This is a genomic window from Lysinibacillus sphaericus (assembly GCF_002982115.1).
Lineage (GTDB): Bacteria > Bacillota > Bacilli > Bacillales_A > Planococcaceae > Lysinibacillus > Lysinibacillus sphaericus.
The window spans coordinates 4,667,932-4,681,723 of the sequence record NZ_CP019980.1; the positions used below are offsets into that span (position 1 = coordinate 4,667,932).

The 13,792-nt window shown below is 37.5% G+C and carries 12 protein-coding genes, 1 tRNA gene, 1 other RNA gene and 3 pseudogenes; 4 read left to right on the top strand and 13 right to left on the bottom strand.

Translation table 11 applies throughout. The annotated features are described in order from the left end of the window. Positions 1-106: 106 nt before the first annotated feature. The 6 genes from LS41612_RS22975 to ffs all read right to left on the bottom strand — a co-directional run bounded on the left by LS41612_RS22975 (position 107) and on the right by ffs (position 3,821). Positions 107-379 (bottom strand): pro-sigmaK processing inhibitor BofA family protein, encoded by a 273-nt coding sequence (locus LS41612_RS22975; protein ID WP_024362957.1) that lies wholly within the window; start codon positions 377-379, stop codon positions 107-109. Positions 380-449: 70 nt separating this feature from the next. Further along, positions 450-665: a YaaL family protein gene (locus LS41612_RS22980; protein WP_024362956.1), complete on the bottom strand. Its 216-nt coding sequence runs from the start codon at positions 663-665 to the stop codon at positions 450-452. Between the two features lie 13 nt (positions 666-678). Further along, positions 679-1,275 (bottom strand): recombination mediator RecR, encoded by a 597-nt coding sequence (gene recR, locus LS41612_RS22985; protein ID WP_024362955.1) that lies wholly within the window; start codon positions 1,273-1,275, stop codon positions 679-681. Positions 1,276-1,286: 11 nt separating this feature from the next. Next, positions 1,287-1,601, bottom strand: coding sequence for a YbaB/EbfC family nucleoid-associated protein (locus tag LS41612_RS22990; protein WP_024362954.1), 315 nt, complete (start codon positions 1,599-1,601; stop codon positions 1,287-1,289). Between the two features lie 20 nt (positions 1,602-1,621). After that, the gene (dnaX, locus tag LS41612_RS22995; RefSeq protein WP_024362953.1) at positions 1,622-3,409 is read right to left on the bottom strand and encodes a DNA polymerase III subunit gamma/tau; all 1,788 of its coding nucleotides are present in this window, start codon (positions 3,407-3,409) and stop codon (positions 1,622-1,624) included. 144 nt (positions 3,410-3,553) lie between these two features. After that, positions 3,554-3,821, bottom strand: an RNA gene (ffs, locus tag LS41612_RS23000) — signal recognition particle sRNA large type. Positions 3,822-4,003: 182 nt separating this feature from the next. Between ffs and LS41612_RS23005 the strand changes: the two genes are divergently transcribed. The 4 genes from LS41612_RS23005 to LS41612_RS23020 all read left to right on the top strand — a co-directional run bounded on the left by LS41612_RS23005 (position 4,004) and on the right by LS41612_RS23020 (position 7,752). Further along, a tRNA-Ser gene (locus LS41612_RS23005) sits at positions 4,004-4,096 on the top strand. 147 nt (positions 4,097-4,243) lie between these two features. After that, positions 4,244-5,506, top strand: coding sequence for an ATP-binding protein (locus tag LS41612_RS23010; protein WP_024362952.1), 1,263 nt, complete (start codon positions 4,244-4,246; stop codon positions 5,504-5,506). Then, positions 5,507-6,385, top strand: a complete 879-nt coding sequence (locus LS41612_RS23015) for a response regulator (RefSeq protein ID WP_024362951.1) — start codon at positions 5,507-5,509, stop codon at positions 6,383-6,385. A gap of 92 nt (positions 6,386-6,477) precedes the next feature. Beyond that, positions 6,478-7,752 (top strand): cation:dicarboxylate symporter family transporter, encoded by a 1,275-nt coding sequence (locus LS41612_RS23020; protein ID WP_024362950.1) that lies wholly within the window; start codon positions 6,478-6,480, stop codon positions 7,750-7,752. Positions 7,753-7,800: 48 nt separating this feature from the next. On the opposite strand, the gene LS41612_RS23025 is transcribed toward LS41612_RS23020, so the two are convergent. From LS41612_RS23025 to LS41612_RS23050, 7 genes and pseudogenes are all read right to left on the bottom strand, one after another. Further along, entirely contained in the window at positions 7,801-8,421 is a 621-nt protein-coding gene (locus LS41612_RS23025; RefSeq protein WP_024362949.1) for an RraA family protein, read from the bottom strand. A 193-nt stretch (positions 8,422-8,614) separates the two neighbouring features. Then, positions 8,615-9,106, bottom strand: coding sequence for a methyl-accepting chemotaxis protein (locus LS41612_RS23960; protein ID WP_370510650.1), 492 nt, complete (start codon positions 9,104-9,106; stop codon positions 8,615-8,617). A 42-nt stretch (positions 9,107-9,148) separates the two neighbouring features. Further along, positions 9,149-9,541: pseudogene (locus LS41612_RS23965) on the bottom strand (PAS domain-containing protein); the annotation flags it as partial. 142 nt (positions 9,542-9,683) lie between these two features. Next, positions 9,684-10,214 (bottom strand): LOG family protein, encoded by a 531-nt coding sequence (locus LS41612_RS23035; protein ID WP_029747256.1) that lies wholly within the window; start codon positions 10,212-10,214, stop codon positions 9,684-9,686. Between the two features lie 199 nt (positions 10,215-10,413). After that, positions 10,414-11,082: a deoxynucleoside kinase gene (locus tag LS41612_RS23040; protein ID WP_024362947.1), complete on the bottom strand. Its 669-nt coding sequence runs from the start codon at positions 11,080-11,082 to the stop codon at positions 10,414-10,416. Beyond that, positions 11,079-11,716: pseudogene (locus tag LS41612_RS23045) on the bottom strand (deoxynucleoside kinase). The gene LS41612_RS23040 and the pseudogene LS41612_RS23045 overlap by 4 nt, the downstream one beginning before the upstream one ends. Before the next feature lie 381 nt (positions 11,717-12,097). Then, a pseudogene (locus tag LS41612_RS23050) lies at positions 12,098-13,792 on the bottom strand (copper-translocating P-type ATPase); the annotation flags it as partial.

Genomic DNA, 13,792 nt, shown 5'->3' on the forward strand with positions numbered 1-13,792 from the left:
TGTCAACAATTTATTTTAAATTGTTTTTTGTTTTATACAAGTTGTTTCAGTTGTTATCTTAACGACTCTTATTACTATATCACAATATTTATAGTTTGCAAGCCTTTTATAAAAATAATATTAAAAAAGTGATTCCTAGTACACCTGGAATGCCCAACAATGCAATTGTGAAAACGGAAAACAGGTTAATTGGTACATTATAACCGCTATAACCAACACCTAAATGAATAATGAATAATAATAAAAATGCAAATGCAAATCGGAACCAAAATACTGATAGTCCTTCTAATACTTTACCCAATTTAATGTGTCTTCCTACTATATAAAGAAAAAGAAGCGCTACAGGAACACAAATACTCACAATTACAGTCCACGGCATATGCTTGCCCCCTTCGATCATAATTATGTAATTTTATGATTCCTATAGCACGTCTATAACTCTACAATCATTATTTTATTAGTACTCGTCGAATTCTAGCTTCTTTAAATAAATAAAAATGAATACTCTCTGCTGCTTTTCGCTGAGCAATAACTTCTAAATCATAATCATTTAATAATTCTTCAATCAATTTTGCTTGTTGTAAATCTTCTTTTGTTTGTTTAATGAGATTAACAAGCTTTTCGTCAAATTCTCTTTTTAGCTTTCCTTTATTGCGGAAGAACATTTCAATCCCTCACTCATAACTCTCGGCGGCCTTCCATTGCCTTCGATAACGTTACTTCATCAGCATATTCTAAATCTCCACCTACTGGTAATCCATGCGCAATGCGTGTTGTGCGGATGCCAGATGGTTTAACAAGACGAGAGATATACATAGCCGTCGCTTCACCTTCAATAGTAGAATTGGTTGCTAAAATAAGCTCCTGCACCGTTTCATCTTGTAAGCGTACTAACAGTGAGGCTACATTAATATCCTCTGGGCCGATACCATCCATTGGTGAAATAGCCCCCTGTAACACATGGTACTTACCATGGTAATCACGCATTTTTTCCATTGCAATAACGTCCTTTGTATCTTGTACAACGCAAATTACTGAGGCATCGCGTTGTTTATCGGTACAAATATGACATGGGTCTACATCGGTAATATTGCCACAAACAGAGCAATAACTTAAATTACGTTTTGCATCTATTAAAGCTTTGGAAAAAGAAAGAACGTCATCTTCTTTCATTGTTAACACAAAAAACGCCAGTCGGGCTGCGGTTTTTGGCCCGATACCTGGCAATTTCATAAAACTATCGATTAATTTTGATATTGGTTCTGGGTAATACATATTGTTACCTCCTAGAATGGAAGGTTCATGCCTTGCGTAAATTTACCCATTGTTGCATTTGTTTTTTCTTCTACTTTTTTAAGTGCTTCATTCGTTGCAACAACAATTAAATCTTGTAACATTTCGATATCGTCAGGATCTACTACTGAAGTATCAAGATTCACTTCTACTACTTCACGTTGACCTGTAACTGTTACTTTCACCATACCGCCGCCAGCAACACCTTCAAATTGTTCAGCATTTAAAGCTTCTTGAGCTTCCATCATTTCTTTTTGCATTTTTTGCATTTTTTTCATCATGCCTTGCATATTTCCCATTCCACGCATAACCTATTCCTCCTAAGTAATCAGTCTTCAATAATTTCAATAAAATCCTTACCGAACAGCTTTTCCGCTTCCGTCACCAATGGATCTTGTGATGCCAGCGGTTGCGCATCATCGATAAAAGGTTCTTCTGGCATTTCTGCCGGTGGTGGTTCCAATAATTCAACATTCGGATCATCGTTAGCTAATGGTGCTTTCTTTTGATGTAATCCGTGATCACGAATGAACTCTTCACGCAACTTTAACCATGTTTCTTCTGGCGTACAAAGCATTTCATACATCGTGCCTGTTTGACCTGCAATAAGTTGTGTAAATTGTGCTTTTAGCATTTGATTATCAGCAACCATTTGACAATGAATATCATACTTGAATTTTAACACAAAAGCACTCGAAGATGCCGCAACAGGTTCAGCTTCTGCTAAAAGAGCTGATTGTGACTTTTGCAATTGATTTAACGCCTGCGCCCATACAGCCTTTACACGTTGCACATCTTGCTTTGTCGCATCCTTTAGCACTTCTTGAATACGACCAGTAGGCGCCTTATAACCATTTGGACTTTTTGCACGCGGACGTTGTTCTTTGGCAACCTGAGTAGCTTGTGACGGCGCACCATTTTGTATTTGTAAAGATAGTTGTTGCACCATTTGCTCAAGCGCAATGATTTTTTGCGCTAGTTCTGGGCTCATTACCGCCTCACTTGATGGGGCAGTTTGATTGACTACGCCACCCGAAAACTGTGTCATTTTTAGCAATGCTGTTTCCAAATAGATTTTCGTATGATGCGAGAAACGCATTTCTTGTTGTGTTTTCGCTAAAATGTCGATGTAGCCGTAAAGCATATCTGGTGCAAAGTCATGTGCCAATGCAAATACGCGCTCCTCAGGTGATACTAACTCTAATAGTTCAGCTAAATTCTCACTCGTTTGTAAAAGCAGTAAATCGCGGAAAAATGTAATTAAATCCTCCGATAAGCGCAACGGATCCTTCCCATCTGCGATTAGCTGCTCTAACAGCGCAAGCATTTGTGCCACATCTTTGACCTTTAAAGCTTCAGCTAAATCATAGAAAACATCCTGACTAATTGAGCCTGTGACTAGTAGTGCATCCTCTAGTTTCAACATTTCACCGCTAAAGGATACAACTTGGTCCAACAAGCTCAATGCATCACGCATACCGCCCGCAGCTGACTGCGCAATCACTTTTAGACCTTGTTCTTCAAACGGGAGTTCAATATCTTCTAGTACGACCTTCATGCGCTCGGTAATATCGTTAGTTGAAAGTCGCTTGAAGTCAAAACGTTGGCAACGTGAAATAATCGTTGCAGGTAATTTATGAGGTTCTGTTGTTGCTAAAATAAATACAGCGTGAGGTGGTGGTTCTTCTAGCGTTTTTAAAAGCGCATTGAAGGCACTTGTAGACAGCATATGCACTTCATCAATGATGTACACTTTAAACCTGCTACTAGCTGGAGCAAAACGTACCTTTTCAATAATGTCCCGTATTTCTTCAACACGTGAATTAGAAGCTGCATCAAATTCAATAACGTCTGGATGAGAACCATCTGTAATGCTTAAACAAGTTGCACACTCATTACAAGGTTCACTTGCTGGAGCATGCTCGCAGTTTAAAGCCTTAGCAAAAATTTTAGCTGTACTTGTTTTCCCTGTACCCCGAGGTCCAGAAAACAAGTAAGCATGAGTTGTTTTATTCGCTAGGAGAGCATTTTGCAGCGTTCTTTTGACATGCGCTTGACCTGACATTTCTCGGAATGATTGTGGTCTATACACACGATAAAATGCTTGATACGTCAATGATTTCCTCTCCCCTTCTTTTTCAATATTAATAAAACTATTATAGCATCGGCAGCCTTGTTTATAAAACCGTGTCCTATTTTATAATATAAAAAAACGCACTCGCCTACAGTAGACGAATGCGTTTAAATTGGCAATTTAATGCCGTGCACCTTTCTTCGACAGCCGCACATAAGCGTTACTCTTGTCGTTAGCTCAGATTAGGCAACCCCGCGGCACATGAATAAGACCACTTAATGCTGCTTCCTTCCGGACCTGACATGGTTCATGGGTATCCATTGCGCAGGACCCAATCGTCAACACTACGTGCAAAAGGCAGACCAAACAATACGGACAGCCTCGAAAAAGGAATTCAGTCTCGCTAGAGCGGATTGCGAGTTACAGGACACCGCTACCTTCCCACCTAGCACGGCAATAACTAGTATACTTTCAGTTTGTATAAATTGCAACGAATTGCACAAATTATTTAAGTACATTCTTAATTAATAAAAATTAATTTTTTAAAACCTACTATTTTTTCAAAAAGATGTTGACGTCAAAATAAAATCATGATAAATTAGTTCTTGTCGATAAGACATCGAAGCAATATAGTATGGAGGTATACCCAAGTCTGGCTGAAGGGATCGGTCTTGAAAACCGACAGGCGGGTAACACCGCGCGGGGGTTCGAATCCCTCTACCTCCTCCAGTTTTTTAAAATCCGACTACACGATGTAGCCGTTTTTTTTTGCTTAAAAAATTGTATGTCATACTTATTAAATACCACTTCCGATTAGGTTGTGGTATTTTTTTATTAGCTATCTTGCTCTTAAATACTTTAGGGAGGATATTTAATATGTATTCCAAAGCCTTTATTTCTCGTAGTTCCCTCACATGGATTATATCCATCGCTTTATTAACGGCTATCGGTAGTGAAATTAAAATCATCCCTTTCGCCAATACTTCTTTTCGCTTTGGTCTGGGGACAATTATATTCTTTTTATGCACCTTACTTAGACCGACACCTATTATATTAGCCGGTATTGTAACCAGCATTGTAACAACCACTTTACGAATCGCTATTAGTTACTATACGCATAATACATCTTTAATAGATGGTATTTATACTCACTTACCTGCTGGGACATTTTATTTATTGTTTGCAATATGCCTACAGCTTTTAAATATTCATCAATATCGTGAAAAGCCATTAAAGTTAGGATTACTAGTAGCCCTCAGTGAGGTCATTAGTAATTTAGCGGAACAATTGCTACGTTTCCTTGTCCAATCTTATACAATTTTATTTATTCATGACCTGCTCATCTTATTAGCCGTTGCCCTATTACGTAGTTTTTTTGTTGTTGGCATTTATAGCTCTATTGTTATTGCCGAGCAAAAAAAACGCGTGCAGGAAATGCTTACGATTGGTTCAGATTTATATGTAGAGACGCTCTATTTAAAAAAATCTATGAATCATATTGAAACGATTACTGCTAATGGGTTGGATTTGTATAGACAATTAAAAGCACAGGGCAATCGTTCAGAAAGTATACAAGCACTTCATATTGCCCAGGAAATTCATGAAGTCAAAAAAGATTCTCAGCGTATTTATGCGGGTATATCTAAAATTGTTGGGGACAAGAGCTTTGGCTCATTACGATTATCAGAATTATTACATTATATAGAAGACGGCAATCGCAAATACAGTGAGTTACTCGGTAAAGACATCCAGTTTAATATAAGTTTAGATACTGATTTTTTAACGAAAGAGCACATTGCCTTGCTGGCACTATTAAATAATTTAACTGCTAATGCCATTGAAGCAATAGAAAAGCAAGGTATCATATCTATTGATATTCAACAGCAGGAGGTTGATACTGTAATAACAGTAAGTGATGATGGAAAAGGCATCTCCGAAAGTGACCTTTCTATTATTTTTGAACCTGGCTATACGACGAAATACAATGTTGAAGGTGTAGCAGCTACAGGAATTGGATTATCACATGTCGCTGAATTAATTTCAAAATTAAATGGCTCCATTTCAGTTGAATCAAATAACTACAAAACGGTGTTTAAAATTATAATTCCTACGCAAACTATTCTAACGGGAGAGACTTAAATGAGGTATTTTATTGTAGATGATGATCGTGCAAGCCGCGTGATGCTAAAACAAATTATTGAAGATAGTGGTTTAGGTACAGTAATCGGCGAAGCACGCAATGGAGTAGATGCCATTCCACAAATATTAATGACACAACCTGAATTTGTACTAATCGACTTACTTATGCCTAAGTTAGATGGTATAGCAACAGTGGAGCATCTTCTTCAGAATCGATTTGAAGGACAGTTTATTATGATTTCACAAGTTGTGAATAAGGAAATGGTCGGCGAGGCCTATGAACAAGGGATAGATTTCTTTATTCATAAACCCATTAACCGTATTGAGGTTGAAAATGTTTTACGCAAAACAACGGAACAATTTCGCCTAAAAAATTCCCTATTAGTTATACGACAATCGCTAACGAACATCGATCTAAGTGAGCAAATAAACAATAAAGCTACATCGCGAGACCACATCCAATCGATCTTAAATGATATGGGGATTGTCGGTGAAATTGGAAGTGAGGATATTATAGCAATTATTGAAACATTATTAGCTCATCAGCACAAAATTGCGCCACTTCCTCCATTAAAAGAGCTCTATGAGGAAATAGCAGCTGTCACAAAGTCAACTCCTGATGAAATATTGAAAGAGAGTAAAGCGATTGAACAGCGTGTACGTCGAACGATTTTAGCTGCCATGATTAATCTCGCCAATTTAGGTGTCGTTGATTATACAAACTCTGAATTTGAATATTATGCACCTCGATACTTTGATTTTAAAGAGATTCGCCAGCTTATGACGCAAATCGAAGACCACGGGAATCGCAAAGCAAAGGTCAATATTAAAAAGTTTATTCAGGTGTTATATTCAGACATTTTAACAAAAGTAAATTAATTTTCTCGGATTTTGTCGGATTTCATAAGTCCTCCGTATTATTAAAGTAAGGCGTGTCCTAAAAATTTTAATATAGGGGAGGAATTAAGATTTTGAAAAAGAAATTTAAAATCAGTTTAGCCGCTCAAATTTTAATCGGTTTGATTTTAGGTATAATTATTGGTGGTATCTTTTATGGTAACCCCAAAGTTGAAACATATTTACAACCATTAGGGGATATCTTCCTACATCTAATTAAGATGATTGTAGTACCTATTATCATTTCGACTTTAATTGTTGGTGTTGCTGGAACTGGAGACATGAAACAGCTCGGAAGATTAGGCGGAAAATCGCTTATTTACTTTGAAATCATTACAACAGTAGCGATTGTTGTTGGATTACTTTCAGCAAACCTGTTCCAACCAGGTGCTGGCATCAATATGAACGAACTTTCGCAAGGGGATATTTCAAAATACGTTTCAACAACTGAAGAAGTACAGCATGAAGGTCCATTTGATATTATTGTAGGTATTGTACCGACAAATATTATTCAATCAATGGCTGAAGGCAATATGCTTGCCATCATCTTCTTCTCTGTTATTTTTGGTTTAGGGGTAGCTGCAATTGGAGAACGAGGTAAACCAGTATTGGACTTCTTCCAAGGTGTAGCAGATGCTATGTTCTGGGTAACGAACCTTGTGATGAAATTCGCTCCAATTGGGGTATTTGGTTTAATTGGTGTAACCGTTTCCAAATATGGTTTTGCTTCCCTCATACCTTTAGGTAAGCTTGCAATACTTGTATATGCCACAATGTTATTCTTCATCTTTGTTATTCTTGGCCTCGTTGCAAAATTTGCCGGTGTCAACATTTTCTACTTAATCAGAGTGTTAAAAGATGAGTTAATTTTAGCCTTCTCCACTGCTAGCTCGGAAGCTGTCTTACCACGAGTGATGTTGAAAATGGAGAAATTAGGTGCACCAAAAGATATTGTTTCTTTTGTTATTCCAACAGGTTATTCTTTTAACTTAGATGGTTCAACATTGTATCAAGCAATTGCTGCATTATTCATTGCCCAAATGTATGGTATTCACTTAAGCATCGGGGAACAAATTACATTAATGCTTGTATTAATGGTTACTTCTAAAGGGATTGCCGGTGTACCAGGCGTATCATTCGTAGTATTACTTGCCACTTTAGGTACTGTTGGTATTCCAATCGAAGGTTTAGCATTTATTGCTGGTATCGACCGTATCCTTGATATGGGACGAACAGTAGTTAACGTAATCGGTAACTCACTAGCTTCATTAGTAATGGCGAAATGGGAAGGCCGCTTCGATAAAGAAAAAATGAAAAACTACTTTAAAGAAAATGAAAATTTAGCATAAATTCATAAAAAATGCCTCACGATGGCTTAAGCCATCGTGAGGCATTTTTTATTTTGTCAGTACTTTATCTAAATAAGCAATAATAGACGCTTTGCCATTGACATGGGCTTCTTGTGCACGCACTTCATCCTTTTCGACTTTCGCCTCAGCGGCTGCAACAATACGCTCTGCATCCTCTTGAGGCACGACAATAACGCCATCTACATCTCCAATAATATAATCACCTGGTTGCACTGTTACACCGCCAATTGCGATTGGCACATTCACTTTACCACCTCCATTTTTGTTGCCTGCTGCTACGGTTGTCCCAAGTGAAAATACAGGAAAATCTAGTTCCCGAATCGCGGCAATATCACGAATAACCCCGTCTACTACAAAGGCCTGTACACCCATACCCTTTGCTAAAGAAATAACAAAATCTCCTGCTACCGCACGATTTCTATTACCCTTTGCATCAATGACCAAAATATCACCCTCGCTAGCTGCTCGAATCGCTTCAAGTACAGCTCCATTTTCGCCATCTGGTAAACGTACAGTAACCGCTCGACCTGCTATTTTAAAATGGTCTGCTAACGGTTTAATGTCACTGCGTAAATTTGTATGTCCCCCAGTTGCATCTGAAATTGCTGTCGTTGGTAAATGTTTAAAACTTATTTCCACCTTTGCCATGCATAACACCCCTATTATGATTTATGAATACCTTACACAATTATTGTAAATAAAACACATCTACTATTTCAATATAATTCAGAAAATTTAGTAAAATATGTTGTTAAAAACAAATCGCCGTTATCCCGTTTTTTAAACAAAATAAAACACCTAAGACAATGTTCATATCGTGACCATTTGCCTTAGGCGCCTTTTAAATTATTTCAATAAATTGTTTAGACCGTTCATCTAAAGCCTCTGCTGCAGAAGCGATTTCAGCAAAATCACTCGTCGTCACAGTAATTTGCCCATTCGTTTTTTCAATTTCCTCAGAAATTCGCGTGATGCTTTCTGTTACTTGCCCAACCTCACGTACAATCCCTTCCACATTTTCTTTCACTTCTGAAATTGATTGCTCTACTCTTACGGAAAGTTTTCGTACCTCTTTGGCGACAACATCAAAACCTCTGCCATACTCTCCAGCTCTTGCGGCTTCAATAGCTGCATTTAAAGCTAGTAAGTTTGTTTGGGAGGCAATTCCTTGAATTGTTTTGACAATGCCTTTAATGGAATCTGCTTGATTTTGTAATTGATCTAAATTTTTAACATTTTCCGAAGATTCCTTTGAAACTTGTTGAATTGTTGCAAGTAAATTTTCACTATTTTTAATACCTGCCTCTGAACGACTGTAAAGCTTAGTGGACATTTGTTTTAACTGATCTGCTACATTGACAATGGTATTTTGACGTTCCGTAATATTTGTTGCTATTTTGGATACACCAATAACTCTTCTTGAATGATTATCAAATACGGGCATATAGGTAGCTTCTAGCCAAATACTATTTCCACGAGCATCCATTCGTTCTACTTTATCTTGATAGCTCTTACCTGCTGCTAAATTACGCCAAAACCTCTCGTATTCAGGACTCTTCACGTAATTAGGAAAACAAAATTCCTTATGGTCTTTCCCCATCATTTTTTCTACTGTATAGCCCATTGTTTTCGCAAAAAGCTCATTTACATAAGCAACTTTTCGGTTCATATCAAATCGGATAATCGCTATATTACGCTCAATTGCTTGAACAACTAAATCATCTGTGACTTGTGTATCATTCTTTTGCACAACATCCACCTCTATCACCCTATTGTACTAGCGTTATCTCTAATCTACTTTCTTCTTTTAAAAAAATGCATTGTTATATATTATAATATATCTAATAGCATCTTAAAAATACTATAAATTTGTATTTTTACTATTCTTATGCTCAATTATGCTTTTTTTCTTATTTTATCATTGTTAAAACTTCTTCTGCCGTTGTTGCGACACGAATTAATGCCTTGTGTTCTGGGCGTATAAAGCCCTCCTCTAGCATTTTAGAAAAATGTTGTAGCAGTGCGTCATAAAAACCATTGACGTTAAATAAAATAACAGGTTTTTCATGTAATCTAATTTGCGCCCATGTAAATACTTCAAAATATTCGTCCAGTGTACCGCCACCACCTGGTAACGCAATAAAAGCATCTGCTAATTCAACCATTTTTGCCTTACGTATATGCATGGATTCTACAAAATGGATTTCTGTCAATGCGGCATGAACAATTTCTTGTTTTTGTAAATGAGTAGGCATGACACCAATCACTTCTCCACCTGCTACTAATGCAGCATCTGCCACTTTGCCCATCAATCCTATTTTAGAACCTCCATAAACAATACCATGTCCATGTTGTGCTAATACCGTTCCTAATTCACTTGCCTTTTCAGCATAAATCGGGTTATTGCCAAGTCCTGATCCACAATATACTGCGATTCTCATATTTATTCCTCCTATTACAAAAGACGTGAAAACAATAGGTATCATATTGTCTCACGTCTCTTGGTCTTATTTCTGTTATTTATTTTAAAATACAAAGTCCTTATATTTCTATCTGGAAGCTTTCTACGTTCCTTTTGCTTTCGGCAGAACGCTTTGATATTCCCCTCTTCAACGTCTTTACTGTTGCATAGCTTTTCTTCTATTTACGTAAATGACTTGTTTGCTTTAGCATATGACTTATGCGACTGACAATTGATTCAATTGCGTCTGGATTTTTTAATAAATCATAATCATTAATATCTAAACGTAGGACAGGGCATGAATTAAAATTATTTATCCAATTTTCGTAACGCTCATGCATTTCAATCCAATAATCATTCGGTGTTTGCTGCTCCATCTCACGACCACGCTCTTGAATACGTCCAATGACATCATCAATCGGCCCCTCTAAATAAACTAATAAATCTGGGTGCGGGAAATACGGTGTCATCACCATCGCATCAAATAAATTACGATACGTTTCATAATCAGTTGGACTCATTGTTCCTTTATCATAATGCATTTTGGCAAAAATCCCTGTATCTTCATAAATAGAACGATCTTGCACAAAGCCCCCACCATATTCGAAAATACGCTTCTGCTCTTTAAAACGCTCTGCTAGAAAATAGACTTGTAAATGGAAGCTCCATTTTTCAAAGTCATCATAAAACTTATCTAAGTATGGATTGGTATCTACTTTTTCAAATGATGTACGGAAATTTAACGCTTGTGCTAGCGCCTTTGTCATCGTTGATTTTCCTACACCTACTGTTCCGGCAATTGTAATAACAGTTTGTGGTGGAATATCATATTTCTCTCTCAAATTCATTGTTGCAAGCTCCTTTGTTGTAACGTATCTTCGATTGTTTTTAATACATATTGTAAATCTTGTGGGTTTTTTACAAAATCAAGTTGATCTCCATTAAATCGGATTACAGGTATTTCGGGATGTAGCTGCTCAAAGTGCTCTGTAAAAGTATGATAGTCTGCTACTAACTGCTCCATATATTCACGTGAAATCATTTTCTCAAATTCACGCCCCCGTTTAGCAATGCGTTTCATTAACGTATCAACACTAGCATGTAAATAAACAACGACATTAGGCACAGGCATATCTTTTGTTAAAATTTGATAGATTTCTTCATACTTTTCGTACTCGGCAGGTGGCAATGTACGCTTTGCAAAATTAAATTTTTAAAAATATGATAGTCCGATACAACTGATGTCTTTTGTGCTAAACGTAACTTCTTTATATCTGTTAATTGTTTATAGCGATTACACAGGAAGAACATTTCCGTTTGGAAACTCCATTCCTCTATATTTTCATAAAACTTATTTAAAAACGGATTTTCGTCTACAATTTCTTTTAATAGATGGTAATTAAATGTCGCCGCTACCTCTTTTGCCAATGAAGTTTTGCCTACACCAATCGGACCTTCTACTGCAACAAATGGAACCGTCACTAGAAGTTCCTCCTTTATATTTAGGATTCTATAAGTCAATTATGCCACTATTTTAAGGCTATATTGTATGAAACTAAAATGAATCAGTGCTTTTCATTGTATCATAGTGAGAAAATGAAAAACAGAATCAACATGTATCTCAATTTTTAACATTATTTGACCTGCCCAGTTGATAGATATCAAACAAACTTATAGCTCCATGCAACAAAAAAGACCCACCTTAGTGGGCCTAACTTTAGCCAGCAAATACTGCGTAAATTTCCGCTAGGTGGACGCTTTCCTCTCTCCACAAGTAACGTCCATTCTACGCAGGCGTTTTAGTAAAAATCTACTTAGAGAATTGTTTGAGAATTGTTTGAGTGACTGGCACTATAATTTGCACTATAATTTTGCTCGTTGTAAACGTAAGGCATTTAACACGACGGACACTGAGCTGAATGCCATAGCTGCACCCGCTACCCACGGTGCAAGAAGGCCCATAGCTGCAATTGGAATCCCTAATGTATTATATGCAAATGCCCAAAATAGATTTTGCTTAATATTGCGCATTGTTTTACGACTCATAATAATGGCATCCGCAATGCTAGTTAAATCACCACGAATAAGCGTAATATCAGCAGCCTCCATTGCCACATCTGTACCAGTTCCTATGGCCATCCCAATATTGGCAGTTGCTAATGCTGGTGCATCATTAATGCCATCACCAACCATCGCTACGTTTTTGCCTGTAGCTTGCAGTTTTTTCACTTCATCCGCTTTTCCTTCTGGAAGTACTTCTGCGATAACATGGTTAACCCCAACTTCCTGACCGATTGCTTGCGCAGTCCGTTCGTTATCACCCGTCATCATAATGACTGTAATACCCATATCCTGTAAACGACGAATGGCTTCTTTTGACGTATCTTTTACCGTATCTGCAACAGCAACAAGGCCAGCATATTGACCGTTTATAGCAGCCAACATAGCGGTTTTACCGTTTTCCTCTAATGTCTCCATTGTCGGCAATATATGCTGAATATCTATATCATATTGTTGCATTAATTTACGTGTCCCGATTACCACACCTTGACCCGAAACGGTTGCTTGCACGCCGTAACCTGGAATGGCCTCAAAAAATTGAACATCGCCAAGTGTGATACTTCGCTCTTCAATTCCTTGCACAATGGCTTGTGCTAGCGGATGTTCGGATTGTTTCTCTGCTGCCCCAATCAATGAAAGAAAGGATGCTTCTTCTTGCCCCGTTGCTAGTACAACGTCTGTTAATATCGGTTTGCCGTGTGTTACGGTTCCTGTTTTATCGACAACAACTGTATCAATGCGTTGCGTTTGTTCTAAATGCTCGCCCCCTTTAAACAAAATCCCAATTCAGCGGCGCGACCAGAACCTGCCATAATAGAGGTCGGTGTCGCTAAGCCTAGCGCACAAGGACAAGCAATAACAAGAACCGCAATTAACACTTCTAGTGCAGGTGTAAATTCACCAGGTTTTACCCATAAAATCCAAACAAGGAATGTCACAATCGCAATACCAACAACAATCGGCACGAATATACCCGAAATTTGGTCTGCTAAACGTTGTATGGGAGCTTTTGAACCTTGTGCATCTTCTACAACTTTAATAATTTGAGCAAGTGCTGTGTCTCGACCAACTTTGGTTGCTAACATTTTCACAAAGCCATTTTTATTAATGGTTGAACCGTATAATACATCTCCTTGTTTTTTTATCTACCGGAAGACTTTCCCCTGTTAGCATTGATTCATCAACGGCTGTTGTACCTTCTACTACTTCACCATCTACAGGAATTTTTTCACCTGGTTTAACTAATAAAATATCACCAATCACAACTTCTTCTAATGGGACTTCTTTTTCTACTCCATCTCGCACAACTATCGCAGATTTTGCTTGCAGACCCATTAGCTTTTTAATCGCTTCTGATGAACGCCCTTTTGCCTTTGCTTCGAATAATTTACCTAAAAGAATTAACGTAATTAAAACGGCACTCGTTTCAAAGTATAGATGCGGTCCATGATGTGAATTAACTGTAACAATGGCTTGATAAACGCTGTAAAAATAAGC